Source organism: Cellulosimicrobium funkei (assembly GCF_900155925.1).
Classification (GTDB): domain Bacteria; phylum Actinomycetota; class Actinomycetes; order Actinomycetales; family Cellulomonadaceae; genus Cellulosimicrobium; species Cellulosimicrobium funkei.
In genome coordinates, this window is the sequence record NZ_FTMI01000003.1 from 87,334 (window position 1) to 113,324 (window position 25,991).

The 25,991-nt window shown below is 75.7% G+C and carries 20 protein-coding genes and 2 tRNA genes; 11 read left to right on the forward strand and 11 right to left on the reverse strand.

Annotated features, from left to right (window positions below; genetic code table 11):
• The first annotated feature begins 29 nt into the window (after positions 1 to 29).
• From BXA05_RS08530 to BXA05_RS08545, 4 genes are all read left to right on the forward strand, one after another.
• Positions 30 to 1,112 carry a DnaE2-dependent mutagenesis accessory factor ImuA' gene (locus BXA05_RS08530; protein ID WP_076404716.1) on the forward strand — a complete coding sequence of 361 codons (1,083 nt, stop codon included), beginning with the start codon at positions 30 to 32 and terminating at the stop codon, positions 1,110 to 1,112.
• A complete protein-coding gene (locus tag BXA05_RS08535) occupies positions 1,109 to 2,824 on the forward strand; it encodes a DNA polymerase Y family protein (RefSeq protein ID WP_076404717.1) in 1,716 nt (571 codons plus the stop codon). Before BXA05_RS08530 ends, BXA05_RS08535 begins: the two co-directional genes overlap by 4 nt.
• Positions 2,817 to 6,467 carry an error-prone DNA polymerase gene (locus BXA05_RS08540; protein WP_076404718.1) on the forward strand — a complete coding sequence of 1,217 codons (3,651 nt, stop codon included), beginning with the start codon at positions 2,817 to 2,819 and terminating at the stop codon, positions 6,465 to 6,467. The genes BXA05_RS08535 and BXA05_RS08540 overlap by 8 nt, the downstream gene beginning before the upstream one ends.
• Positions 6,468 to 6,577: 110 nt before the next feature.
• Positions 6,578 to 6,862 (forward strand): hypothetical protein, encoded by a 285-nt coding sequence (locus BXA05_RS08545; protein ID WP_076404719.1) that lies wholly within the window; start codon positions 6,578 to 6,580, stop codon positions 6,860 to 6,862.
• Between the two features lie 71 nt (positions 6,863 to 6,933).
• Here the strand turns inward: BXA05_RS08545 and BXA05_RS08550 are convergent, their stop codons facing one another.
• From BXA05_RS08550 to BXA05_RS08560, 3 genes are all read right to left on the reverse strand, one after another.
• Positions 6,934 to 7,335: a DUF6841 family protein gene (locus BXA05_RS08550; RefSeq protein ID WP_076404720.1), complete on the reverse strand. Its 402-nt coding sequence runs from the start codon at positions 7,333 to 7,335 to the stop codon at positions 6,934 to 6,936.
• Positions 7,336 to 7,397: 62 nt separating this feature from the next.
• A complete protein-coding gene (locus BXA05_RS08555) occupies positions 7,398 to 8,387 on the reverse strand; it encodes a Gfo/Idh/MocA family oxidoreductase (protein WP_076404721.1) in 990 nt (329 codons plus the stop codon).
• 36 nt (positions 8,388 to 8,423) lie between these two features.
• The gene (locus BXA05_RS08560; protein ID WP_076404993.1) at positions 8,424 to 9,254 is read right to left on the reverse strand and encodes a serine protein kinase RIO; all 831 of its coding nucleotides are present in this window, start codon (positions 9,252 to 9,254) and stop codon (positions 8,424 to 8,426) included.
• Positions 9,255 to 9,610: 356 nt separating this feature from the next.
• On the opposite strand from BXA05_RS08560, the gene BXA05_RS08565 reads away from it, so the two are divergent.
• Entirely contained in the window at positions 9,611 to 12,049 is a 2,439-nt protein-coding gene (locus BXA05_RS08565) for an HAD-IC family P-type ATPase (RefSeq protein WP_076404722.1), read from the forward strand.
• An 8-nt stretch (positions 12,050 to 12,057) separates the two neighbouring features.
• On the opposite strand, the gene BXA05_RS08570 is transcribed toward BXA05_RS08565, so the two are convergent.
• Positions 12,058 to 12,885, reverse strand: a complete 828-nt coding sequence (locus BXA05_RS08570) for a metal-dependent hydrolase (protein ID WP_076404723.1) — start codon at positions 12,883 to 12,885, stop codon at positions 12,058 to 12,060.
• 395 nt (positions 12,886 to 13,280) lie between these two features.
• Between BXA05_RS08570 and BXA05_RS20700 the strand changes: the two genes are divergently transcribed.
• The 4 genes from BXA05_RS20700 to BXA05_RS08585 all read left to right on the forward strand — a co-directional run bounded on the left by BXA05_RS20700 (position 13,281) and on the right by BXA05_RS08585 (position 15,048).
• Complete coding sequence (locus BXA05_RS20700) at positions 13,281 to 13,412, forward strand: hypothetical protein (RefSeq protein ID WP_255376401.1); 132 nt, start codon at positions 13,281 to 13,283, stop codon at positions 13,410 to 13,412.
• A 154-nt stretch (positions 13,413 to 13,566) separates the two neighbouring features.
• Positions 13,567 to 13,638, forward strand: a tRNA-Arg gene (locus BXA05_RS08575).
• A 43-nt stretch (positions 13,639 to 13,681) separates the two neighbouring features.
• Positions 13,682 to 13,754 (forward strand) — tRNA-Arg (locus tag BXA05_RS08580).
• A 121-nt stretch (positions 13,755 to 13,875) separates the two neighbouring features.
• Positions 13,876 to 15,048 carry an RtcB family protein gene (locus tag BXA05_RS08585; RefSeq protein WP_076404994.1) on the forward strand — a complete coding sequence of 391 codons (1,173 nt, stop codon included), beginning with the start codon at positions 13,876 to 13,878 and terminating at the stop codon, positions 15,046 to 15,048.
• Positions 15,049 to 15,137: 89 nt separating this feature from the next.
• On the opposite strand, the gene BXA05_RS08590 is transcribed toward BXA05_RS08585, so the two are convergent.
• Complete coding sequence (locus BXA05_RS08590) at positions 15,138 to 16,733, reverse strand: sensor histidine kinase (RefSeq protein ID WP_076404724.1); 1,596 nt, start codon at positions 16,731 to 16,733, stop codon at positions 15,138 to 15,140.
• A complete protein-coding gene (locus tag BXA05_RS08595; protein WP_076404725.1) occupies positions 16,726 to 17,496 on the reverse strand; it encodes a response regulator transcription factor in 771 nt (256 codons plus the stop codon). Before BXA05_RS08595 ends, BXA05_RS08590 begins: the two co-directional genes overlap by 8 nt.
• Positions 17,497 to 17,776: 280 nt before the next feature.
• On the opposite strand from BXA05_RS08595, the gene BXA05_RS08600 reads away from it, so the two are divergent.
• Positions 17,777 to 19,222 (forward strand): ThuA domain-containing protein, encoded by a 1,446-nt coding sequence (locus tag BXA05_RS08600; RefSeq protein ID WP_081599940.1) that lies wholly within the window; start codon positions 17,777 to 17,779, stop codon positions 19,220 to 19,222.
• 168 nt (positions 19,223 to 19,390) lie between these two features.
• On the forward strand, positions 19,391 to 21,214 hold the full coding sequence (locus BXA05_RS08605; RefSeq protein ID WP_143311105.1) for a DUF5979 domain-containing protein: 1,824 nt from the start codon (positions 19,391 to 19,393) through the stop codon (positions 21,212 to 21,214).
• Between the two features lie 74 nt (positions 21,215 to 21,288).
• Here the strand turns inward: BXA05_RS08605 and BXA05_RS08610 are convergent, their stop codons facing one another.
• The 5 genes from BXA05_RS08610 to BXA05_RS08630 all read right to left on the reverse strand — a co-directional run bounded on the left by BXA05_RS08610 (position 21,289) and on the right by BXA05_RS08630 (position 25,836).
• On the reverse strand, positions 21,289 to 21,864 hold the full coding sequence (locus BXA05_RS08610) for a CueP family metal-binding protein (RefSeq protein WP_021483840.1): 576 nt from the start codon (positions 21,862 to 21,864) through the stop codon (positions 21,289 to 21,291).
• 110 nt (positions 21,865 to 21,974) lie between these two features.
• Positions 21,975 to 23,024, reverse strand: a complete 1,050-nt coding sequence (locus BXA05_RS08615) for a phosphotriesterase family protein (protein ID WP_043653986.1) — start codon at positions 23,022 to 23,024, stop codon at positions 21,975 to 21,977.
• Positions 23,021 to 24,079, reverse strand: a complete 1,059-nt coding sequence (locus tag BXA05_RS08620) for a DMT family transporter (RefSeq protein ID WP_211435847.1) — start codon at positions 24,077 to 24,079, stop codon at positions 23,021 to 23,023. Before BXA05_RS08620 ends, BXA05_RS08615 begins: the two co-directional genes overlap by 4 nt.
• A gap of 93 nt (positions 24,080 to 24,172) precedes the next feature.
• Positions 24,173 to 25,093, reverse strand: coding sequence for a ribokinase (locus BXA05_RS08625; protein ID WP_076404727.1), 921 nt, complete (start codon positions 25,091 to 25,093; stop codon positions 24,173 to 24,175).
• A complete protein-coding gene (locus BXA05_RS08630) occupies positions 25,093 to 25,836 on the reverse strand; it encodes a glutamine amidotransferase (protein ID WP_043653991.1) in 744 nt (247 codons plus the stop codon). The genes BXA05_RS08625 and BXA05_RS08630 overlap by 1 nt, the downstream gene beginning before the upstream one ends.
• Between the last annotated feature and the right edge of the window lie 155 nt (positions 25,837 to 25,991).

The window sequence follows — 25,991 nt, forward strand, 5'->3', positions numbered from 1 at the left end:
CCCGTCCGAGCAGCATCCCGGGAGGCGAGATGACCCTTCTCGCCGACCTCGCCGAACGGGCGGGGGCACCAGGCCCGACGGCTGCGGCCGTCGACAAGGCCGAGCGCGCCCGTGCCGTCCTGCGCCGTGCGGAGGAGCGTACGGGGGTCCGCCGACACCGTCCCGTCGTCGCCCCCGCGGCCCCGGAACCGCTCACCGCCCCGGCGGCACCGACCGTCGTCCCGCGCACCGACACCGTCCCGCGCACCGACACCGTCCCGCGCGCCGGCACCGCCCTCCTCGCCGAGGTCGCCCCGCTCGCGGGCGCCGCCGCCTCGTCGGTCGTGCGGCCCGCCCCCGCGCCGCCCGACCCTCCGGCACGCGCCCGCACCCGCCACGTCCGGACCTCGGGCGCGAGCCGGGACGCGGGCACGGACGAGCGGGTGTGGCCGGTGCACGACGCGCTCGCGCCGCTCCTCCCGCTCGGCGCCCTCCAGCGCGGCACCGTGCTGGCGGTGCGCGGCTCGACGAGCCTCCTGCTCGCGCTCGTCGCGCGGCCGTCGCGGGCCGGGGCGTGGACCGCCGCCGTCGGGTTCCCCGCCGTCGGGCTGCTCGCGGCCGCCGACGCCGGCGCGGACCTCGACCGCGTCGTGCTCGTCCCGCGGCCCGGCCCGGACGCGGCGCTCGCGATCTCGGCGCTCGTCGACGGCCTGGACGTCGTGGTCGTCGGGCCCGACGCCGCCCTCACCGACCCCGACCGACGACGCCTGGCCGCGCGGGCACGCGAGCGCGGGGCGCTGCTCGTCGCCGCGGGGACGTGGCCGGGCGCGCACGTCGCGCTCACCGTGACGGGTGGCGGCTGGTCCGGGGCGGACCGCGGCGCGGGCTGGCTGCGCCGTCGCACCCTCGTCGTCGAGCGCGCGGGCCGCGGGGGAGCCGCGCGCCCCGCGCGGCTCGAGGTCGAGCTCCCGCTCGTCCACGAGGACTGGCCCGCGTTCCTCGCCGAGGACGCCCGGGGCACCCGGCCCGCGGCCGGGACCGGCGCCACCGTGGCCGGGGCCGCCGTGACCGCCCACGAGGCCGCCCGGGCCGACGACCCCGACCGGCCCTCCCGGCTCCGGCTCGTCGGATGACCACGAGCCCGACCCGCACGGCGGCCCTGTGGGTGCCGGACTGGCCGGTGCTCGCGGCGATGGCGGTGCGCGACGTCCCCGCGCACGTCCCCGCCGCGACGCACGACGGCCGCCGCGTCGTCGCCGTCTCCGCGACCGCGCGCGCCCACGGCGTGCGCCGGGGCATGCGCCGCCGTCGGGCCCGCGAGTGCTGCCCCGAGCTCGAGCTGCTCGACGTCGACGACGCGCGCGACGCCCGCGAGTTCGAGCCCGTCGCGCTCGCGGCCGAGACCGTCGTCGCGGGGCTGGAGATCACCCGGCCCGGCCTGCTGCTCCTGCCCGCCGCCGGGGCGAGCCGGTACCACGGGTCCGACGCCGCGCTCGCGGAGGCGCTCGTCGCGCGCGTCGCCGAGCGCACCGGCCACGAGAGCCAGGTGGGCGTCGCCGACGGCATCCTCGCCGCCGTGCTCGCCGCGCGGGACGCCGCCGTCGTCCCGCCCGGCCGCTCCGCCGCGTTCCTCGCGCCGCGGCCCGCGCGCGACCTCGTGCACGTCACCGCCCGGCCGGACGCCGCCGTCGCGGTCGACGAGCTCGTGGACCTCCTGGGCCGGCTCGGCGTGCGCACCCTCGGGGCGCTCGCGGCCCTGCCGTCCGCGACCGTCGAGGGGCGTTTCGGCGACCTCGGCGCGTGGGCGCACCGGCTCGCGCGCGGCGAGGACCTGCGCCCGCCCGCGCGGCGCCGCGTCGAGCCCGACGTCGCGGTGAGCGCCGAGCTCGACCCGCCCGCCGAGCGCGTCGACGTCGCGACCTTCGCCGCGCGTCGGCTCTCCGAGGACCTGCACGACCAGCTCGTCGCGCGCTCGCTCGTCGCCGGGCGCCTGCGCATCACCGCACGGACCGTCGAGGGCGACGACCTCGAGCGCACCTGGCGGCTCGACGGGCCGGGCGCGATGAGCCCGGCGCGCCTCACGGACAAGGTCCGGTGGCAGCTCGAGGGCTGGCTCACCACCACGTCCGTCCGCGCCGGGCGCGCGGCCCGGGCCGGGCGTCGTGGCGGCGAGCACGGTTCGCCCGGCGGGGCCGACGTCGTCCCGGGCGTCGCGCCGCTGGCCCGCCTGTCCCTCACGGCCGAGGAGGTCGTGCCCGCGGGGGCGGAGCAGCCGCGCCTGTGGGGCGCGTCGAGCGGCGAGGACGCGCGGGCCCACCGCGCGCTCGGGCGCGTGCAGGGCATCCTCGGCGGCGACGCCGTCCTGCGCGTCCAGGTCCAGGGCGGCCGCGACGCGACCGACCGCGTGCACCTCGTGCCGTTCGGGGAGGACGTCGTGCGCCCGCGCGACCCGGCCCTGCCGTGGCCCGGCGCGCTGCCGAGCCCGGCCCCCGCGCTTGTGCCCGTCGAGCCGCAGGACGTCGTCGTGCTCGACGACGCCGGGCGGCCCGTCGTCGTCGACGCGCGCCTCGCGATGAGCGGCGAGCCCGCGACCGTGCGGTGGCCGGCCCCCGCGCCGGAGGAGGGCCCGCGCCGTGCGGTGCCGCCCCGGGACGAGACGGCGCTGCCCGGGCCCGGGTCCGCGCGCGCCGTCGTGGACTGGGCCGGGCCGTGGCCGCTCGCCGAGCGCTGGTGGACGCCCGCGCCCCGGCGCCGCGTGCACGTGCAGGTCCTGCTCGACGACGGCCGCGGCCTGCTCCTCGCGAGCGCGCGCGGGCGGTGGACCGTGGAGGGCCTGTATGACTGACCGGACCACCGGCCCGCGCTACGCCGAGCTCCACGCGCACTCCGCGTTCAGCTTCCTCGACGGCGCGTCCCACCCCGAGGAGCTCGCCGCCGAGGGCGCGCGGCTCGGGCTGTCGGCGCTCGCCGTCACCGACCACGACGGCCTGTACGGCGTCGTGCGCTTCGCCGAGGCCGCGCGCAAGGTCAATCTCCCCACCGTCTTCGGGTCCGAGCTGCACCTGCCCGCGCCGACCACGACCGGCGCGCCCGTGCTCGACCCGCCCACCGGCGTCCCCGACCCGCGCTCGACCCACCTGCTCGTGCTCGCGCGCGGCACGCAGGGCTACCGCAACCTGTCGCGCGCGATCGCGACCGCGCACCTCGCGACGGGCACCAAGGGCGCCGCCGACTACCGCCTCGAGCAGCTCGCGGCGGAGGCCGCCGGGCAGTGGCTCGTGCTCACCGGGTGCCGCAAGGGCGCGGTGCGGCGCGCGCTCGTCACGTCCGGGCGCGCCGCGGCCCGCCGCGAGCTCGACCGTCTCGTCGCCCTCTTCGGCGCCGACAACGTGGCCGTCGAGATCACCACGACCGACGACCCGCGCGACGCCGACCTCCACGCGGCGCTCGCCGACCTCGCCGCCGACGCCCGGCTGCCGCTCGTCGCGACGACCGCCGCGCACTACGCCCACCCGCGCGACGCCGACCTCGCGGGGGCGCTCGCGGCCGTGCGCGCGCGCTCGTCGCTCGACGACCTCGACGGCTGGCTGCCCGGTGCCCCGACGACCCACCTGCGCTCCGCGGCGGAGATGCTCGCGCGCCACCCCCGGCACCCGCAGGCCGTCGCGACCGCGGCCGCGCTGGGGGACGAGTGCGCGTTCGACCTGCACCTCGTCGCACCCGACCTGCCGCCCTACCCGGTGCCGGACGGGCACACCGAGGCGACCTGGCTGCGCGAGCTCGTGCGGCGCGGCGGCGAGGACCGGTACGGGCCGCGCGGCCAGGAGAAGATCACGGGCGCGTGGGCGCAGATCGACCACGAGCTGCGCGTCATCGAGGACCTGCACTTCCCGGGGTACTTCCTCGTGGTCTACGACCTCGTCGAGTTCTGCCGCAGGAACGGGATCCTCGCCCAGGGGCGCGGCTCGGCCGCGAACTCCGCGGTCTGCTACGCGCTCGGCATCACGGCCGTCGACGCGGTGAAGCACGGCCTGCTGTTCGAGCGCTTCCTCGCGCCCGAGCGCGACGGCCCGCCGGACATCGACATCGACATCGAGTCGGCGCGGCGCGAGGAGGTCATCCAGCACGTCTACGAGACGTTCGGGCGCACGCACGCCGCGCAGGTCGCGAACGTCATCTCCTACCGGCCGAAGTCGGCGGTGCGCGACGCGGCCCGGGCGCTGGGGTACGACGTCGGGCAGGCCGACGCGTGGAGCAAGTCGATCGAGCGGTGGGGGTCGCTGCGCGGTCCCGACCCGTCGTCGCCCGCGGCCGACCGGGCGGCGAAGGAGCGGGCGATCGCGGCGAAGACCCCGGTTTCCACCGGCCCGGCCGCGCCGCGGGTCACGACGCGCACCGCCCGGAAGGACGCCGCGACGTCGCGCCTGTGGGGGAGCCGGGACTGGTCGCCCGACCTCACCGGCCGGGGCGCGCGCGTCGTCGACCCGCTCGCGGTGGACGAGGGCGACGTCCTGCGCGCGGACGACACGCACGACGTCGTGCCCGCGCACCGGCCGCCGTCGGCCGCGCAGGAGGGCGAGATCCCGGACGCGGTGCTCGACCTCGCCGACCGGATGCTGCGCCTCCCGCGGCACCTGGGCATCCACTCGGGCGGGATGGTCATGTGCGACCGCCCCGTCATCGAGGTGTGCCCCGTCGAGTGGGCGCGCATGGAGGGCCGCACCGTCCTGCAGTGGGACAAGGAGGACTGCGCGGACGCGGGGCTCGTGAAGTTCGACCTCCTCGGCCTCGGGATGCTCACGGCGCTGCGCATCGGGTTCGACCTCGTGGAACGGCACGAGGGCGGCCCGCGCCTCGCGCTGCACACGCTGCCCGAGGACGACCCGGCGGTGTACGACCTGCTGTGCGCGGCCGACACCGTCGGCGTGTTCCAGGTCGAGTCGCGCGCGCAGATGGCGACGCTCCCGCGCCTGCGGCCCCGGACGTTCTACGACATCGTCATCGAGGTCGCGCTCATCCGCCCGGGTCCCATCCAGGGCGGCTCCGTGCACCCGTACATCAACCGGGCGCGGGGCCGGGAGGAGGTGACGTTCCTGCACCCGCTGCTGGAGAAGTCGCTCGGCAAGACGAAGGGCGTGCCGCTGTTCCAGGAGCAGCTCATGCAGATGGCGATCGACGTCGCGGGCTTCTCCCCGAAGGAGTCCGACCAGCTCCGGCGCGCGATGGGGTCCAAGCGGTCGGTCGAGCGCATGGAGGAGCTGCGGGGCCGGCTCATGGACGGGATGCGGGAGAAGGGCGTCACCGACCCGGCCGTGCGCGAGGAGATCTACGACAAGCTCAAGGCGTTCGCCGACTTCGGGTTCCCCGAGTCGCACGCGTACTCGTTCGCGTTCCTCGTCTACGCGAGCTCGTGGCTCAAGGTGCACCACCCCGCGGCGTTCTACGCGGGGCTGCTCGCGGCGCAGCCCATGGGGTTCTACTCGCCGCAGTCTCTCGTGGCGGACGCGCGCCGCCACGGCGTCACCGTGCTGCGCCCCGACGTCAACGCGTCCGACGTCGAGGCGACGGTCGAGCGGCTGCCCGCCGACCATACGGGTGCGCCCGCCGACCATGCGGGTGAGGACCGTCATGGCGCCCGGACGGGCGACAGCCGCATGCTCGGCGGAGCGGTGGGGGTCGACACCCGATACGGGCCGGCGCCCGATCTCGGGCTCGCGGTGCGGCTCGGGCTCGCGAGCGTGCGCGGGCTCGGGAAGGACGCGGCCGAGCGCGTCGTCGCGGCGCGCGGGGCACCGGGGGAGGGGCGGGCCTTCAGCGACCTGCGCGACCTCGTGCGGCGCGTCGACCTCACGACCGCCCAGCTCGAGGGGCTCGCGACCGCCGGCGCGACCGACGGCCTCGGCGTGACGCGACGCGAGGCGCTGTGGGCGGCCGGCGCGCTCGCGCAGGAGGGTCCGGGGACGCTGCCGGGCGTGAGCGTCGGCGTCGAGGCGCCGGCGCTGCCCGGCATGACCGACGTCGAGAACGCCGTCGCCGACGTCTGGGCCACGGGCGTGTCCACCGACTCCTACCCGACGCAGTACGTCCGCGACGGCCTCAACGCGGCCGGGGTGCTCACCGTCGTCGGCGCCGTGGCGGTGTCGCGCGAGATCGAGCAGGTCGACGAGGCGGAGCGCGCGGCGGGCGAGGTGCCGGGCACGCGCCCGCACCCGCCGTCGCGCGTCGCCGTGGGCGGCGTCGTCACGCACCGGCAACGGCCCGGGACCGCCGGGGGCGTGACGTTCCTGTCGCTCGAGGACGAGACGGGCATCCTCAACGTCGTGTGCTCGCCCGGGCTGTGGCAGCGGTTCCGGAAGGTCGCGCGCGGGTCCGCGGCGCTCGTCGTGCGCGGGCGGCTCGAGCGGGCCGACGGCGCCACGAACCTCGTCGCGGAGCACCTCGCGCCGCTCTCGCTCCAGGTCGGCACGACCTCGCGCGACTTCCGCTGACGCGGGAGGCGGGACCGCCGCGCCCCGCACGGCGTGGTAGGAACGGACCGGGTGCCGCGCGTCCGCCGACGTCCGGGCCCGGACCGTCTCGCCGACGAGAGGAACCCGTGATGCCGCCCCGTCTCACCGCCCGCACGATGCTCTGGACCGGGCTCGGCCTGACCGTCGGGAGCGCGCTCGTCCAGAACGTCGGCCTCATGAACCTCGCCTACCCGTTCGCGGGCACCTGGTTCGTGGGCGTGCTGCTCACCGTGCTGCAGGTCGCGTTCACCGGGGGCGTCGGGCTCGCCGCGGGGTCGTTCGTCGTGCGGGCGCTCCAGCCCGACGACGTCGCCTCCCCCGGGCGGTCGCCCGCCGCGTCGCCGTGGGAGGACCGGGACAACCGGCTGTCCTGACCCGGGCGCTCGCGGCCGGTGGACGGGCACAGTCGTGCGGGGGCTGGTCGTGCGGGCGCGGTCGGCGCGGCCTACGGGCCGACCGGCACCGCGACGCACACCTCGAACGTGTCCCGTGCGCGGCGCAGCAGGTACCGCACCTCCTGCGCCTCCTGCTCGTTCGCGTACTCGTCGCGGTAGCTCCAGCGCGCGTGCGCCCAGACGAGCGCGTCGCCGACCTCCTCGACCCCGACGAGGTGCGCGACCACGCCGACGAGCCCGCGCTCGCGGAACCCCCGGGCGAGCTCGGCCGTCGACGCGCGCACGTCCTCGGGGTCGCCGAGGAGCACCGAGCCCGTCGTGCCGACGACGAGCGCCGGGAAGGCGTAGCTCTCGCCGATCGTGTCGAGGTCGCCCGTCGAGAGCGCGACGCCGTAGGTCGTGAGGAACGTGCGGACGTCGTCGGCGTCGAAGGACTCGGTGGAGGTCTCCATGGTCCCGTTCTACCCCGTCCGCGGGGCCCCGGCGCGGGCGGCGGGAGCTCCGGGGCCCGGGGTCAGGGCCGCAGGGCCGCCCCGACCTGCTCGAGGAGCGCGAGGTCGGCGAGGATCGTCGCGTGCTCGTCGGCGATCCGGCCCGCGTCGTCGGCGGGGTACGCCGTCGTGCGCGCCGCGGTAGGCGTCGTCGTGGTGGTCACGGGCGCGAGGACCGCGAGCCCGTGCTCGACCACCGGGGCGAGGTAGTCGGCGTCGAGCACGATCTCCGAGCGCTCGACGCCGCGGGGCGTGCGCACCGCGACCGCGAACCCTGCGGTGGGGTGGGTGCCCGGGTCCAGGAGGAGCAGGCGGACGTCGACACCGCCCAGCCGCGTCGTGGCGACGATCCCGTCCGCCGAGCGCGTCACGACGGGCGGCGACCACGCCGCCCCGGGCGGCGCACCGACGACGGCGCGCGCCGCCTCGACGACGTGGATGCCGAGGAAGAACAGCCCGTCGCGCTCGTCGTGCGGGTCCGCCGGGCCGGACACCTCGACGGCGGGCCGGGGCGGTGACGCCGCTGGCCCGGGTGGCGACGCCGGTGCCGCGGCGACGAGCGGCGCGACGGGATCTTCGGCAACGGTCGCGAGGGCGGTGCGCGCCGCCGCGACCTCGGGCGCGAACCGCAGCGCGGACGCCGTCGTCACGGCCGTGCCGAGCGCGTGCGCGACGTCGAGCGTCGCCCGCGCGTCGGCCACCGACGCGGCGAACGGCTTGTCCACGAGCACCGGGACGCCCGCCGCGAGGAGCGCACGGGTCGCGACGCCGTGCCGCCGCCCCGCGCGGTGGGCGACGATCGCGGCGTCGACGCGCCCGACGACGTCGGGCACGGTGGCGTCGCCCGCGTCCAGGAGCAGCCCGCCGGCCGCGGCGAGCTCCGCGCGGCGGCCGGGCTCCCCGTCGACGAGCGCCACGAGCCGCACGCCCGGCCAGCGCCGCTCGGCGGCCACGAGCCGCACGTAGTGGTCGGCGTGGGACGAGTCGAGACCGACGAGGGCGAGGCGCAGCACGCGGTCGATCGTCGCACGCTGGTCCGGGCGCGGTCGTCACCACGCCTGGGCGAGGAGCACCGCGAAGAGCTCGTCGGCGTCCGTCTCGAGCCCGCGCGAGGCGAACCACGCGGCCATGGTGCGGCAGTCGCGCAGCAGGAGCTCGGTGCCGAACGGGTTCGCCACGAGGTCCACGACCTGCGGCAGGTCGATGACGACGATCCGCTCGCCGTCCGCCAGGACGTTGTACGGCGACAGGTCGCCGTGCGCGTAACCGAGCCGGGCGAGCACGGCCATGGCGTCGCGGACCTGGTCCCACCACGACGCGAGGAGGTCGCGGTCGGGCCGCGTGCGCGCGAGCCGGGGCGCGGCCTCGTGCGAGACGCCGTCGGACGTGCCGACGAACTCCATGAGGATCTCGTCGCCGTCGATCTGGACGGGGTACGGGACGGGCGCACCGGCCGACCACAGCTCGCACAGCGCGGCGAACTCGGCGGCGGCCCACTGCCCGGCCGCGACCTGGCGGCCGTAGCGCGACTTGCGGTCGAGGGCGCGACGGTCGCGCGTCCGGCGCACGCGGCGGTCCTCGGTGTAGACGGTGTCGCGCCGGAACGAGCGGTGGTCGAGGTCGCGGTAGCGTTTCGCGGCGAGCAGGCTGCGGCGCGCGGGGTCGCCGGGGACGGCCCGCTCCAGGAGGAAGACGTCCGCCTCCTTGCCGGTCTTGAGCAGGCCGAGCTCGGTGTCGAGGGCCGCGTCGGCCGTCACCACCCAGTCGGGGCGCGGCTCCGGCCCGCGCTGTCCCTTCTCGACGGCGGACCACGTGGACCAGCGCTGGTCGTCGCCGAGCGCCGCGTCGAGGACGCCGGCCTCGGCCTCGGCGTCGGCCAGGTCGGCGAGGCGCCGCAGACGGCGCGGCGGGGGAGTGCGGGGGTCGCGCGCCAGGGCGGGCGGGAGGGAGAGGTCGGGGTACGGCAGGTCGTGCTCGGGCACGGGGGCTCCTCGGGGGAGGGGAGCGCGCGTCGCCGTGGCCGCCGGGTGGGCGGTCGGGGACGGTCGTCGCGAGCGGTCGTGGACCGGTCAGCGGCGGTGGGTGCTCCCGGGGGTGGTGGACACGCGAGCGGGGGTCGTCCAGCTCATGGCGTTCCTCCTCTCCTCCGGTGCCCGACGACGCGGGCGACGTGCTGCGACCGTCTCATCGCCGCGCGGCCCGGCGCAACGGAATTACGGCGGATACGATCGCGCCCATGACGGCGCCGTCGACGAGGGCTGCGGGACTGACGTCGCGGGACGTCGCGGAGCGCGTCGCCGACGGCAGGGTCAACCGGTTGCCGCCCCGTTCGGGGCGCACGACCTGGGACATCGTCCGGGCCAACACCGCGACGCGGATCAACGCCCTGCTCGGGGTGCTCCTCGTGCTGGCGCTGAGCACGGGCTCGCTCATCAACAGCCTCTTCGGTCTCGCGATCCTCGCCAACGCCGGCATCGGGATCGTCCAGGAGCTGCGCGCGAAGCGCACCCTGGACGCGCTGGCGATCGTGGGGCGGGCGCCCGTGCGCGTGCGCCGCGACGGGGCGGTGACGGAGGTCGACCAGGCGGACGTCGTCGTCGACGACGTCGTCGAGCTCGGCGCCGGGGACCAGGTCGTGGTCGACGGCCCGGTGGTCGAGTCCGCCTCGCTCGAGGTCGACGAGTCCCTCCTCACGGGCGAGGCCGACCCCGTCGTGAAGAGGCCCGGGGAGCGGCTCCTGTCCGGAAGCTTCGTGGTGGCCGGCTCGGGCGCCTACCGGGCGACGGACGTCGGCCCGGCCGCGTACGCCGCGCGGCTCGCGCACGAGGCGAGCGCGTTCACGCTCGTGCGCTCGGAGCTGCGGTCCGGCATCGACTCGATCCTGCGGGTCATCACGTGGCTGCTGGTGCCCGCGGGCGTCCTCACGGTGGTGAACCAGCTCGTCATCTCGCGGCAGGGGTTCCGGCAGTCCGTGCTCGGCATGGTCGCGGCCCTCGTGCCCATGGTCCCCGAGGGCCTGGTGCTCCTGACCTCCGTCGCCTTCGCGATCGGGGTGGTCCGGCTCGGCCGGCGTCGGTGCCTCGTCCAGGAGCTGCCGGCCATCGAGGGGCTGGCGCGCGTCGACGTGGTGTGCGCGGACAAGACGGGCACGCTCACGGAGAACGGGATGCGCCTCGCCCGGGTGGACGTGCTCGACGGCCCCCGGGACGAGGTGGAGCGCGCCCTGGCGGCGCTCGCCGCCCTCGACCCGCGGCCCAACGCGTCCGTCGCCGCGGTCGCGGAGGCGTTCCCGGATGCACCGGGCTGGCGGGCGACCGCCGTCGTCCCGTTCTCGTCGGCCACGAAGTGGTCCGGCATGTCCTTCGCGGACGCCGACGGCCCGCAGGGGAGCTGGGTGCTCGGCGCGGCGGACGTGCTGCTGGACCCCCGGTCCGCCGTGGCGCAGCAGGCGACGGCCCTCGGCGCCGACGGCCTGCGGGTGCTGCTCCTCGCGTCGACCGACGCCCCGGTCGACGCCGCCGCCCCGGACGGAGGCGCCCCGGGGCACCTCGCCCCGCGGGCGCTCGTCGCGCTCGAGCAGCGGGTGCGCGCGGACGCCCGGCAGACGCTGGACTACTTCGACACCCAGGGCGTCACGGTGAAGGTCGTCTCGGGCGACAACCCGGTGTCCGTCGCTGCGGTCGCGCGGTCCCTCGGCCTGGGCGGTCCCGAGACGTCGGTCGACGCCCGGACCCTGCCCGCCGATCGCGAGGAGCTCGCGACGGTCGTCGAGGGCGCCACGACGTTCGGCCGGGTGCGACCGGACCAGAAGCGGGCCGTCGTCGGGGCGCTGCAGGCGCGCGGGCACACCGTCGCCATGACGGGGGACGGCGTGAACGACGTGCTGGCTCTCAAGGACGCGGACATCGGCGTGGCGATGGGGTCGGGGAGCCCGGCCGCGCGGTCCGTGGCGCAGATCGTCCTGCTGGACGACCGCTTCGCGACGCTGCCGTCCGTCGTCGGGGAAGGGCGCCGGGTGATCGGGAACATCGAACGGGTCGCGCACCTCTTCCTCACCAAGACCGTGTACGCGGTGGTGCTGGCCGTCCTCGTCGGCCTCGCCGGGGTCGGCGCGTGGCTCCTCGGGGCTGCGCCCGTCTCCTACCCGTTCCTGCCGATCCACGTGACCGTCGCGGCGTGGTTCACCATCGGGGTCCCCGCGTTCGTCATGTCCCTGGCGCCGAACGACGAGCGGGCGCGCCCGGGCTTCGTGCCGAGGGTGCTCCGGCTCGCGGTGCCCGCGGGCGTGTCGATCGGCGTCATGACCTTCCTGTGCTACCTCGTGGTGGACCCGGGCGCGGGCGGGGCGTCGTTGGGCGGCCCGACGGACACGCTTGCCCCGGCGGAGGTGCGGGCGTCGACCGCGGCCCTGGTCACCCTGCTCGTGGGCGCCCTGTGGGTGCTCGCCGTCGTGGCGCGCCCGTACACGGGGTGGAAGGTGCTCCTGGTCGGCCTCTGCGCGGTGTTCTACGTGGCGCTCTTCAGCGTCCCCGCGGCGCGGGAGCTCCTGTCGCTCGACGTCTCCGACCCCGCGACGCTCGGCGTCGGCCTGGCGTGCGGCGCGCTCGCGATCCTCCTCACCGAGGCGCTGCGGTGGTCGACGGCGCGCGTCCCCCGCGCCCGCGCCGCCGGCTGAGGACGGGCTCAGGCCGCCCCGGACGCGAGTACCTGGATCGCCGCCACCACGCGCTCGTACGTGCCCAGGGTGTCGAAGCCCATCTGGTCGAGCGCCGACCACACGAACCCGACCGTCGCGTACATCCCGACGGCCGTCGCGAGGGTCCACTCGCGCACCGACCCCGTGGAGCCGAGCAGGGGGAGGGCGAAGCTCCCGCTCGGGCGCCACACGTCGTCGACGACGAGCGAGCGCCGCACCCAGCGCGGCGAGCGGATCTTCACCGGCCACAGCAGGGGCGCGCCGTTGGTCGTGAGCACGTCGCCGAGGATGTGGATCGTGACGCCGAGCCCGACCGCGACGGGGAGCCAGTTCCACTCCTCCGGGGAGAACAGGGCGACGAGCACGGCGACGGTGAGCGACGTCACCCACGGCACGAGCTTGCCGCGCCGCGTGAGCTTGAGCGCCTTGAGCGCGAGCGCGACGAGCAGCACGGCGAGCAGACCGCCGCCGACGTAGACCGTGCCGAAGCTCCCCGTCTCGACCGTGACGAGCCCGGCGAGCCAGGCGAGCGCGGTGAACACCGCGATGCCGAGGAACGAGTGCGTGCCCTGGCGGTGCCCGCCCGCGACCGTCTCCACGGCGTCGGACACCCACTCGCTCACGGGCGGCAGCGAGTGCGCGAACGTGCCGTTGTGATGGTCGGCGTCGGGGAGGAGCGCGGCCCCGGCGCACACGACCGCACCCGTCATGACCCCGACCGACGACACGGGGTGCCAGCCGAGGGCGAACGGGGCCGTCGACGTCACGGCGATCCACGCCGCCGCACCCGTCGCGGCGTGGTTGGCACCCATCATGGCGGCGCATCTCCTGTCGTCGGGCCCGCGCGCGGTTCGTCGGCGTCGGGAGGTCTGTCCGGAACGTCCGGAACCCTACCCGGTGCCGCCGACAGTCCCGGTCGACCGCCCGGAAGGCCGGGAGCCAGGACCTTCGGCCGGGAGAAAAGTGTGCCAAGCGCCGACGTGCCCGGCGCGGGTGCGAGCTCGTCCGCGGGCAGGAAAGGCCGCCCGTGGGGGCAGGAAAGACTGCCGGCCGGTGGGCGCTCCGGGCGGTGCGGCGGCCCTCGGTCGGAGAATTCCTCCACGAATTCGAGAAATGGGGTTGTGTCGACCAGGAAAGGCGCGTACGGTCTTCCTCGGTCGACCACATTCCGGTGCGTGGGCCACCCGACACGACCGAGAGGAGCAGTGCCGTGCGCGAACCCGTCCAGCAGGACCGGCGACGTCCCGTCCTGCCCTGCGAGCAGCCGCGCGTCGTGCTGCCCGTGGCGTATCTCAGCGTGTCCTCGTTCCTCGTCGGCTACCCCGGCGGTCCTGTCGTCTGACCACAGCGTCGTCACGACAGGCCGTCCCGGACATCGCCGGGGCGGCCTTTTTCTTGTGCGGGAATGCACCCGGTCGGGGTGCATTTCTCGTGCTGCCTCTCTGCTCTCTCCGCCGTCGGCGCGCATTTATCGTGCGCCTGCGGTGAAAAGCACTGCCTTCGTGGTCCAACGGACACGACGCCGCTCTACGGAAGCGGAGACGGGGGTTCGACTCCCTCCGAGGGCACCTGGACGCTCGCGTCCCGTCTGCTCGACGTTAAGGAGCACCAGCGCGCGTAGCTCAGCGGACAGAGCGCCGGCTTCCGGAGCCGGGCGTCGGGGGTTCGAGTCCTCCCGTGCGCACCTCGTCGCCCCAGCCGGGGCGGCGTCATGATCGTCAGGACGACCCGAGGAGGTCAGCATCGTGAGCACCGAGGCCCACACGTTCCCCGTCCCGCTGTCGGGCGCGAAGGCACCCACCCTCATGTGGGCGCACGAGCACGCCGTCGAGCCGGCCGCGCTGCAGCAGCTGCGCAACATCGCCGCGCTGCCGTGGGTCGAGGGCGTGCGGGTCATGCCCGACGTCCACCTCGGCAAGGGCGCGACCGTCGGCTCGGTCATCGCGATGCGCGACGCCGTGTCGCCCAACGCCGTCGGCGTCGACATCGGGTGCGGGATGATCGGCGTCCGCACGTCCCTCACGGCGGAGGACCTGCCCGACGACCTCGGACCGGTCCGCGCGCGCATCGAGGCCGCGATCCCCGTCGGCTTCCACGCGCACGACGAGCCGGTCGACCCGCACCGGCTGCGCTCGATCTCCGGCCGCGGCCCGGCCGAGGTCGCGCGCGGCGCGGACGCGTTCTGGTCGCGGTTCTCCGGGCTGCACGGGCGCGTGTCGGACATCGAGGGCCGCGCGCGCCGTCAGCTCGGAACCCTGGGCGGGGGAAATCACTTCGTCGAGCTGTGCACGGACACCGACGGGCAGGTCTGGCTCCAGCTGCACTCGGGGTCGCGCAACATCGGCAAGACGCTCGCGGAGCAGCACGTCGCGGTCGCGAAGCGCCTGGAGCACAACCAGGGGCTCGTCGACCGCGAGCTCGCCGTGTTCCTCGGCGGCACGCCGGAGATGGACGCGTACCTCTCCGACCTGTGGTGGGCGCAGGAGTACGCGGCGCGCTCGCGAGCGGTCATGATGACGCTCGTCGTCGACGCCGTGCGCGCGTCGTTCCCCGGCCGCGAGATCGCGTTCGACGAGGCCGTGAACGTCCACCACAACTACGTCGCGGTCGAGCACGTCGACGGCCAGGAGCTCGTCGTGACCCGCAAGGGCGCGATCCGGGCCGGGAAGGGCGACCTCGGGCTCATCCCGGGGTCCATGGGCACCGGCTCGTACATCGTGCGCGGGCTCGGGAACCCGGAGTCGTACTGGTCGGCGTCGCACGGCGCGGGCCGTCGCATGTCGCGCACGAAGGCGAAGAAGACCTTCACGCTCGACGACCTCGCCGCCCAGACGACCGGCGTGGAGTGCCGCAAGGACGCCGGGGTGCTCGACGAGATCCCGGCCGCCTACAAGGACCTCGACGAGGTCGTCCGCGCCCAGTCCGACCTCGTCGAGGTCGTCGCCCGGCTCACGACGCTCCTCTGCGTCAAGGGCTGACCAGGCGGTCCGGGCGCGGCGAGCAGGTGGTTCTGGCGCGTCCCGAGGTCCGGACGAGCCAGGACCACCTGCTCGGCGCCGGAGGGGTGTCAGAGGCGGGTTCGGGGGAGGCGGACCGCGACGGTGGTGCCGGTGGGGCCGGGCTCGTCCGCCGTCGCGGACGTCACGGTGATCGTGCCGCCGTGGGCGGTGACGATCGCGTCGACGATCGCGAGCCCGAGGCCCGTGGAGCCGCCGGTGCGGTTGCGGGCGTCGTCGCCGCGCGTGAAGCGGCGCAGGAGCGTCGGCCGCAGGGGCGCGGGGATGCCGGGCCCGTCGTCGGCGACGGCGAGCACGACGGCGTCGGCGTCCGCGGTGAGCCGGACGTCCACGTGCGTGCCGGGCGGGGTGTGCGTGCGGGCGTTGGCGAGGAGGTTGGCGAGGACCTGGCGCAGGCTGGCCTCGTCGCCGGTCACCTCGAGGTCGACGGCGTCGTCCGGCAGGTCGTCCGGGTCCGGGGCGCCGGACGCCGGGTCGACGTCGAGGTCGTCCGCGCCGGGCAGGTCGAGCGCCCAGTCGTGGTCGGGTCCCGCGGCGTGCGCGTCCGTGACGGCGTCGACGGCGAGCACGGCGAGGTCGACGGGCGCGCGGTCGAGCGGGCGTCCGGCGTCGAGCCGGGCGAGGAGCAGCAGGTCCTCGACGAGGCCGGTCATGCGCACGGCCTCGGCCTCGATGCGGTCGAGCGAGCGCGCGGTCGCGGGCGGCACGTCGTCGGGGGAGCGGCGCACGAGCTCGGCGTACCCGCGGATGGAGGCGAGCGGCGTGCGCAGCTCGTGGCTCGCGTCGGCGACGAACCGCCGCACCTGGGTCTCGGAGTCGTGGCGCGCCTGGAGCGAGGTCTCGACGTTCTCGAGCATCCGGTTGAGCGCGGCGCCCACCTGGCCGACCTCCGTGCGCTCGTCGGTGAGGTCGTCCGGGACGCGCGGGATGGCGTCGATCTCGCCCTGCGCGAGCTCGAGCTCGGAGACGCGGCCCGCGGCGGCGGCGACGTCGTCGAGCGGGCGCAGCGAGCGCCGCACGAGCCAGGTGCCGAGGAGCACGGCCGCGAGGACTCCGGCCGCGCCGAGCGCGGCCTCGACGAGCACGTACCTCTCGACGGTCGCATCGACCTGGGCGGTGCTCGACGCGACGACGACGGGCTGCCCGTCCGCGGTGGTGCGGTGCACGGCGCGGAACGACCCGAGGTCGGGGAGGTCGACGTCGTGCGCGGCGCCGTCGACGGGGACGGCCTCGAGCGCCGCGACCTGGGCGTCGTCGAGCGCCTCGCGCCGGAGGTCCGGGGTGACGTACTCCGCGAGGACGAGCGCGCCGCCGTCGTACCGCAGCACGGCGCTGCCGGGGCCGGTGCCCGCGGGGAAGCGTGACGGGTCGTCGGGCCCGCCGGGCTCCGGCCCGGACGCGTCGCCGGTGCCGTCCGGGGGCTGCGCGGGGCCGTCGCCGCGGGCGAGCCGGTCGCTCGCCTGGCGCAGCTCGTGGTCGACCTGGGCGACGAGCTGGGTGCGCAGCACGACGGCGGACGCGACGGCGAGCCCGACGGTGACGAGCAGCACGACGGCCGCGAGCACGAGCACGAGGCGCCGGCGCAGCGCGGTGGGCCGCCGCTCCCTGCCGGTGGCCGTCGGGCGGGTCGTGCCGAGGTCAGGCACGGGCGCTCTCCGCGTCGGCGGCGGGCTTGAGCACGTACCCGACCCCGCGCAGCGTGTGGATCATGGGCGCGCGGCCCTTGTCGATCTTGCGGCGCAGGTAGGAGACGTAGAGCTCGACGATGTTGGCCTGGCCGCCGAAGTCGTAGTTCCAGACGCGGTCGAGGATCTGCGCCTTGGACAGCACGCGGCGCGGGTTGCGCATGAGGTACCGCAGGAGCTCGAACTCGGTCGCGGTGAGCCGGATCTCCTCGCCCCCGCGCCGCACCTCGTGCGCGTCCTCGTCGAGCTCGAGGTCGCCGACGACGAGCACCGAGTCCTCGCGCTGGGCGGTCGCGCCGCCGCGGCGCAGCAGCCCGCGCAGCCGGGCGACGACCTCCTCCAGGCTGAACGGCTTGGTCACGTAGTCGTCGCCGCCCGCGGTGAGCCCGGCGACGCGGTCCTCGACGGCGTCGCGCGCGGTGAGGAACAGCACGGGCACGTCGGCGCCGCGCTCGCGCAGGCGGCGCAGGACGGTGAGCCCGTCCATGTCGGGGAGCATGACGTCGAGCACGACGACGTCCGGCCCGGTCTCCCGCGCGGTGCGGATCGCGGTGTGCCCGTCGAGCGCGGTGGAGACGTCCCAGCCCTCGTACCGCAGCGCCGAGGTGAGCAGCTCGGCGAGGTTCGGCTCGTCGTCGACCACGAGCACGCGGACGGGGGAGCCGTCCGGGCGCGTGAGGCGCGGCTGGTCCGGGCGGACGACGGGGGCGGGGGCTGCGGTCATGCTCCCAGGGTCGCGCGCGACGCGGAGGCGTGCCTGTGGTGACCCTGTGCGCTCGCTGTGCCCCGAGGCGGGCCCGGTGCCCGCCCGACGCGCGCCGCGGGCCGGGGTGAGAAACCGCAGTCGCGAGTCGTTGAAACCTTGACTTTTGTGCGCCTGCCGTCAAAACTCGCTGCATCGGCAGCAGCCGACGTCCACGCACGCAGGAGTGCGCGCGTCGCCCCGTGGGGTCGCCGTCGGCGACCCTCCGGCTCGCGCTCTCGACGACGAGGGAGAAGCACGCATGGATTTGTTCAGCGGCATGACGTTCCGGCGGGCGGTGGCTGCGGCCGCCGCGCTGCCGCTCGTGGGCGGTGCCACGCTCATGACCGCGGGCCCGGCGGCCGCCGACGAGGAGGACTACAAGATCCTCGTCGTGGGGGAGACGCTCGGCTTCCGCCACTCGCACATCGACGACACCACGCGCGCGCTCATCGAGCTCGGCGCCGACAACGGCTTCACGGTCGACGTGTGGGACCCGCCGAACAGCTCGGCGGGGTGGTGGGGCAGCGGTTCGCCCGGCCAGCCCGACCTGACGATGGACTCCTCGCCGTTCACGAGCGCCGAGGACCTCGCGCAGTACGCGACCATCGTCTTCGCGTCGCCGGTCGACAACACCAACTCCCTCAACCCAGCCACGCCGCGCCTCCTGGACGACGCCGAGCTCGCCGCGTTCCAGGGCTACATCCGGGGCGGCGGCGGGTTCGTGGGCCTGCACGCGGCGACGGACACGATGCACACCGTGCCCTGGTACAGCCAGCTCACGGGCGGCGGCGCGCGGTTCGTCAGCCACCCGCAGCAGCAGACGGCGACGATGCGCGTCGAGAGCCCGGGTCACCCCTCGACGGCGCACCTGCCGGCCGTCTGGGAGCGGTTCGACGAGTGGTACAACTACACGACCAACCCGCGCGAGGACGTCCACGTCCTCATCACGCTCGACGAGTCGACGTACAACCCGGGCAACAACGCGATGGGCGAGGACCACCCGATCGCGTGGTGCCAGAACTTCGAGGGCGGTCGCTCCTGGTACGAGGGCGCCGGGCACACCGACGCCTCGTGGACCGACCCGCTGTTCCTCGAGCACGTCCTCAAGGGCGTCGAGTGGACCGCGGGCGTCGTCGAGGGCGGCGGCAACTGCGTCACCTTCGGCGAGGTCGACGAGCTCGTGGCGGGCCTGAACACCTCCGCGGTGGGCGACGGCGTCATCGCCGGCGCGATCTCGTCGCTGCTCGGCAGCGCGCGCAGCGCGGCCGACGCGGACGACCCCGCGACGGCCGTCCAGGTGCTCGGCGGCGCGCGGTCGCTCGTCGACCACCTGTCGGCGGCGGCGGGCGACCGCGCGCTGCTCGGCACGAAGATCGACGACCTCGTCGACTGGCAGTCGGCGCTCGTCGACGACGGCCCCGCGCTCGACCTCTCGGCCGAGGCCGAGCTGCGCACCATGGGCGGCAAGCAGTACCTCGCGGTCCGGGTGGTCAACCAGGACGACACGGCCGTGGACCTCACGGTCACCACGCCGTACGGGACCAAGGAGTTCGCGGCCGTCGCGCCGACCAAGAACGCCTACCAGGCCTTCGCGACGCGCCTCGTCGAGGTGCCCGCGGGGCAGGTGACGGTCACCGCCACCGCCGAGCGTGACGGCGAGACGGTCACCGAGGAGCTCGTGGTCGACTTCAGCGGAACCGCCTGACGCCTCCCGGCCCAGCAGGCACGACGCCCGTCGCACCCCGGTGCGGCGGGCGTCGTCGTGCGCGGGGCGGGCGGTGGGCGAGGTGTGATCTCGCGCACGTCGCGTGATGATCCGGGGCGCACCGCGTCCTCACTCCTGGACGACCGTCCAGGAGTGAAGGAGAAACCCGTGCCCCCCATCGCCCGACCCCCGCGTCACCGCGGCCGACCCGTGCGTCGCGCGCTCGCGGCCGCCGTCACGCTGCTGCTGGCCGTGCTCGGCCTCGCCGCCGTCCCGACGACCGCGAGCGCCGCCGAGCTCGACGCCATCACCGGCGTCGAGATCACCCGTCCCACCGGTGCGATCCACCAGGGGGACTCGATCCGTCTCGACGCCACGTGGGCGGTGTCCGACGACGCGCGCCCGGGCGACACGTTCCGTCTCGCGCTGCCCACGAGCCCGCGCGTCGCCGGGTTCGCCGACACGTTCGAGCTGACGGACCCGGCGGGCGCCGTGGTCGGCACGTGCACCGTCGACGAGACGCAGTTCCTGTGCACGCTCGGCGACTACGTCCTCGACCACACGGGCGTCGGCGGGACGGTGTACTTCTGGGCCCAGGTGACGGAGACGAGCGACGCGGAGGTGCTCGTGTTCACCACCGGCGGCGGCGTGGAGATCCGCGTCGACGTCCCCGGCGGCATCGGGGAGGGCGAGGGCGGTGGCGGCTGGCAGCCGCCCACCTCGCCGGTCAAGGGCGGCTGGTACGACCGCGCCGCGGGCGCCGTGCGCTGGGACGTGTACGTGCCCGGGCAGTTCCTCACGGGACCGGACGGTTCGCCCGTCGTGCTCACGGACACGTTCGACCCCCGCCTGACGCTCGTCGAGGACAGCGTCGGCGTGCTCGCGGTGCCCGTCGACCGGTGGGACGACGGCGACTTCTGGGGCTCGGGATTCTGGCTGGACCCGGCGGACTACGTCGTCGAGGCGGGGCCGGGCGCGAACCAGTTCCGGTTCAGCGTGCCGGACGCCCACGGCGCCGACCACGTCTACGTGCTGTCCTACGCGACGACGGTCCCGGCCGACGCGCGCGACGGCGACCGCTACGAGAACACCGTCACCGGCCTGGTGTCCGGCGACGTCGTGGCGTCGGCGGAGTACGCGGGCGCCGGCGGCACGGGCGGGGGCGAGGGCGTGCGCACGATCCGGCTCGCCAAGCGCGTCGACGGCGACGCGGCGCAGGGCGTGACGGGACCGTTCGCGTTCGAGCTCGTCTGCACGGGCGCGCAGGGCGAGGCGCTCGCCGGCTTCCCGCGCTCGGCCACCGTCTCGGCGGGGGCGAGCACGACGTTCGCGGGCGTGCCGGTCGGGTCCGTGTGCTCCCTGACCGAGATCGACGACGGCGGCGCGGACCGCGTGGCCTTCGCCCCCGCGGGGCCGATCGAGGTGACGGCGGCGTCGCCCGCGACGATCGACGTCGTCGCGACGAACACCTTCGACGCGCACGTCGGCGGGGTGGCCGTGACCAAGCGCGTGACGGGGCCCGCCGCGTCGGGGGTGCCGACGGGGACCACGTACCCGGTCGGCTACGCGTACGACGGGCCCGAGGGCGAGGTGACCGGGGAGCTCGTGCTCACGGACGGTGGCACCGAGGTGCTCCCGGACCTGCCGGCCGGGACGGTCGTGACGCTCACCGAGGCGGCTCCCGCGGCCCTCGACGGCGTCGCGTGGCGGGCGCCGGCGTTCGCGGGCGACGGGGTCGAGGTGCTCGACGACGGCTCCGCGCGCGTCGTCGTCGGGGACGGGACGACGGTCGAGGTCGTGCTGACGAACACCGCGGACGTGCCCGTCGTCCCCGACGGGCCCGGTGCCGAGGGGCAGCGGCCGGGCACCGCGGCGACGCCACCGAGCGGTGGCCTGGCGACGACCGGGGCCGGGCTCGGCGCCGCCGTCCTCCTCGCGGCGCTGCTCGTGGCGGCCGGCACCGTCGTCGTGCGGCGCCACGCCCGCGGCTGAGGCGACCGTGGCGCCCCCGCGGCGTCACGGCGAGCACGCCTCGCCGTGACGGCGCGGGGGGCGCGTGGGCCTCGTCAGGCGAGCTGGAGGGTCGTGAGGCAGGTGGGGTCGTCGTCGCGCGTCGAGACGGTCGTGGTGCCGACCCGGCCGTCGTGCTCGACGCGCAGCTCCGCGTCGACGTCGCGCGGGAGCCAGTAGCCCACGAAGCCGTTGGCCCCGAGCGTCGTGTCCTCCTCGACGAGCACGTCGCCGGTGGCCGCGTCGACCACGGTCACCGAGACCGGCTCGCCCGCGAGCTCGCCCTGGCACGTGGTGAGCGAGTGGTAGAAGCACTCGTGCGTCTCGTCCACGAAGGGCGCGACGGAGAGATAGAACGTGTCCTCGGGCAGCGGGACCGTGGTCTCGTACGACTCGTCGGCGAGCACGAGCTCCGCTGCGCGGACGGAGGCCACGAGGTCGGTCGGCCGGTCGGCCGTCTCGAGTCCTTCGAGCCGGTCGACGACCTCCTGGCCGCTGAGCCCGGTGAGGTCGTGGCGGTCGAGCAGGGCGTCCAGCGCGGAGGGCTCCGGGGACCCGCCGGAGCAGCCGGCGAGCACGAGGGCCGTGGCGGCCACGGCGGCCACGAGGGTCGGGAGGGCACGTCGTCTCATGCGCCGATCCTCTCAGAGCGCGACGCCCTGACCAGGGCCGGAGGTCCCGGACGCGCCGACGGCCGGGACCCTGGCGGGCCCCGGCCGTGCGGGTGGCGGACGGCGTCGCGTCACGCGGTGAGCATCGCCACCGGGTTGTCGTGCGTGAGGCGCGCGAGCACGTCGCGCGGCACCCCGCGCGCGGCGAGCATCTCGGTGAACACCGTCGGGACGTAGGCGAACCCGTTGCCGCCGTGCTGCACCCACATCTGCTTGAGGAACACGTCGTGGCTGAGCAGCACCTGGCCCGCGTGGCCGGCCTCGACGAGGCGCTGCACCGCGGTCGCGGTCGTGTGCGGGTCGGGGGACACGCCCTCCTTCGGGAAGGTGATGTCCATGCCGACCATGTCGAACTCGAGCCAGACGCCGCGCTCGGCCACGGACCGCTGGTAGCCCGGGTCGTCGGCGGACGGGTCCATGTGGCACAGCACGACCTTCTCCGGGCGCACGCCCACCTCGTCGAGCACGAGGTCGAGCACCTCGTGCGCGCGGCGCTGCCAGCCGGGCAGGTGCACCTGGAGCGCGACGTGCGGGTGCTCGCGCTGCGCGAGGGCCGCGGCGCGCAGCGACGCCGCCTCGCCCGGCGTGAACGACGGCGAGACGCCGATCTCGCCGATGATGCCGGGCCGCACGCCGGTCCCGCCGATCCCGTCGGCGAGCTCCGCGACGATCGCGGACGCCTGGGCGTCCACGGCCGCGGCGGCGATGCGGTCGCCCTCGAACTTCTCGAGGTACGCACCGCAGCCCGCGACCACGTGCAGGCCCGTACGGCGCGCGACCTCCGCGAGGCGCTCGGGGTTGCGCCCGATCGCGGCGCTCGACGTCGCGTCGACGATCGTGCGCCCGCCCAGCGCGGCGAAGCTCTCGAGCTCCGCCGCGACCGCGGCGACCGGCTTGTCCGCGATGTTGTCCGCGCAGCAGTACGGGTCCTGGCGCAGCGCCCACGCGACCGACGCGGAGACCGGTGCCTCGACGACCGCCTCGGAGAAGCGGTAGCTCGGCGGGTCGAGCACCCCGGACAGGTCGTTGAAGAGGTGCTCGTGGGGGAGCGTGAGGCCGAGGTCCGCAGCCGCGGCGCGGCCGGTGACCGTCTGGACGTGACCGGCGGGCGTGACGCTCATCGCGCGCTCGTCTCGCCGGCCTCGCCGCCCGCGACGGCCGCCGCGACGCCCGCGTCGGAGCCGTCCGGGCCGGGTCCGTCCGGGCCGTCGGAGTGCGCCGCCTTGCCGGACGGGATCATGCCGATCCCGGCGGCGACGAGCGCGATGACCGTGCCGACGACGGTCGCGACGTGCACGGTGTGGCCGAGCGCCGGGATCGCGGCGTCGAGGACGAGCGAGCCGACGAGCTGGCCCGCGACCGAGGCGAGGCCGAGCAGGAGCAGGCCGAGGCCGCGCACGAGGAGCGCCATGAGCGCGATCGACAGCAGGCCGAGCGGGCCGCCCAGGTACATCCACCACTCGCTCGGGAGCTGGAAGTCGACGCCGCCCACGGCCGCGCGCACGAGGTAGGCGATCAGCAGGGCGGTGAAGCCGACGAGGAAGTTCCAGCCGATCGAGACGAGCATCGACCCGGTGACGTCGGCGACGGCCGCGTTCCCGGCAGGCTGCCAGCCCGCGAGCAGACCGCCCACGAACGGCATGATCGCGAGCACGATCGTGTGCGGCACGGAGAAGCTCGGCGAGATGACGACGACGGTCGCCGCGATGGCGAGCGCCGCGCCCAGCAGGCGCGTGGTGGTGAGCGGCTGCTTGACGGACGCCGTGACGCCCAGGCGGTCGCAGATGACGCCCGAGATGACGAGGCCGGAGATGAGCGAGATCTGGAACGTCGCGACGCCGAGGACGCCGACGGTCACGCCCTCGGACAGGACGATGACGGCCCCGCACAGGCCCGCGAGGTAGTTCCACCACGGGATGGTGCGCGAGCGGATCAGGCCGGGGATCGCGAGCGCCTCGCGCCGGGTCGCGGGGCGCGCGAACACGACGACGAACATGAGGACCAGGCCGGTCCCGAACGAGATGAGGGCGGCGGCGTGCCCGTCGCCGATCGTCTTGCCCAGCTGGCCGTTGACGGCCGCCTGCATGGGGCCGAGGGCCCCCGCGAGGACGGTCGCGACGACGAGCAGGGCGGTCGCGGTGTCCTTGACCCTGCTGCGGCGGGCTGACGGGCTCACAGCACCTCCCTGAGTGCCGGACGGGGAACCGGTGGTCGCCGGCGTGGTGTGCTTCATTGCGTGACCGTGCCTTCCTCCGACGGTACGTCGGACTTAGCTGTGGAGCGGAATCCTGGTGCCCTCGGGGGCCAGGTCGGTGGCGCGCGGCAGGGAGTCGACGGCGCCGTGGCGGGTGGTGGTGGAGGCGGCGACGTGCGCCGCCCAGCGGGCGGACTCGACGAGGTCGCCGCCGTGGAGGAGGCCGTCCGCGAGCGCCGCGCAGAACGAGTCGCCGGCGGCGGTCGTGTCGACGGCGTCGACGCGCTCCGCCGGGACGGTGACGGGTGCGCCTCCCGCGGGGACGACGAGCGCGCCGTCGGCCCCGAGGGTGACGACGACGTCCCCGGGGTGGTCGAGCGCGCGGACCATGGCGAGCACGGCGTCGGTGCCGACGGGCTCGTCGCTCGCGCCGACGAGGGTCGCGAGCTCGAACCGGTTGGGCACGAGCACGCGGAACGCGGCGCGCACGGGGGCGGGCAGCGGGACGGCGGGCGCCGGGTTGAGCACCGTGGTGCCCGTCGCGGTGGCGGCGACGGCGCGCAGGGCGCCGAGCGGCGTCTCGCACTGGCACAGGACGGCGGCCGCGTCGCGGACGAGGTCGGCGCGCTCGGTGACGAACGCCTCGTCGACGACGGCGTTCGCGCCGGGCTCGATGACGATCGTCGACTCGGGCTGCTCCCACAGCACGACGGCGACGCCGGTGGGGCGGTCCGCCGTCGCGAGCCCGTCGAGGACGAGGCCCTCGACGGCGAGGCGGCGGCGGATCGCGCGGCCGTCGTCGTCGTCGCCGACGGCGCCGACCATGGCGACGCGGCGGCCGAGCCGGGCGGCGGCGACCGCCTGGTTGGCGCCCTTGCCGCCGGGGGAGCGGACGAGGCCCGTCGCGGAGACGGTCTCGCCCGAGCGGGGCAGGCGTTCGACGGTCAGCCTGAGGTCCATGTTCAGGCTGCCGACGACCACCACCTCGGGCGTCATCAGCCCGCGAGCCAGGTGACGGCCTGGCCGAACAGCGGGCCGTAGCCGGACCAGTCCATGAACTCGCGCGGGGCCCAGTGCGGGGAGATGTCGGAGGCGAACGCGAGCGTGCGCCCCTCGCCCTCGGTGCGGACGGCGACGAGCGGGCGGCCCTCGATGGTGGCGAGGACGGTCGCGTCGGCCTTGGCGGTGAGGCGCTGGTAGCCGAGGAGGATCGGCCACTCGCGGTCGAGGCCGGCGGTGACGGGGTGCTCGACGTCGGTCAGGGTGCCGCCGATGCCCTCGGGGGTCTCCTCGCGGTCGTCGTACGGGAGGATGTCGACGGGCAGGACGGCCTCGACCGCGGTGCCGTGGTAGTTCGCCTTGGCCTGGAAGCCCTGGAAGCTGAGGTAGCCGCCGGCCATCATGAGGCCGCCGCCGCGGCGCACCCACTCGGCGAGGAGCTTGAGCCGGTTCGGGAACGGGCGCCCCTGGGAGAACACGACCGGCGGGAGCAGGAGCGAGTTGGCGCCGATGTCGGACAGGATCACGACGTCGTAGGCGTCGAGCTCGTCGAGCGTGGAGGGGAAGTCCTCGGCGACGAGGTGCGAGGGCAGGTGCGTGACCTCGTGGCCCTCGGCGGCCAGCGCCTCGAGCAGGCGCGCGCACCCGATCTCGAGCTGGGCGTGGGGGAACGCGTCGTACCCCTTGTAGTCGGTGGTCGCGTTGATCCACGACTCCCCGGCGAGCAGAACCCGGCTCATCCCGGCCTCCTTGCGATCAGGTCGCGCGGCGACGTCCTCGACGACGTTGCGCAACGTTGTGTAGCGTTGCGCAAGACCGTAGGGGGCGAGCGGCGCGGCTGTCAACACCCGTGCGCGGCCCGACGCTCCCGGTAGAGTGCAGGGGATCTGGGGGA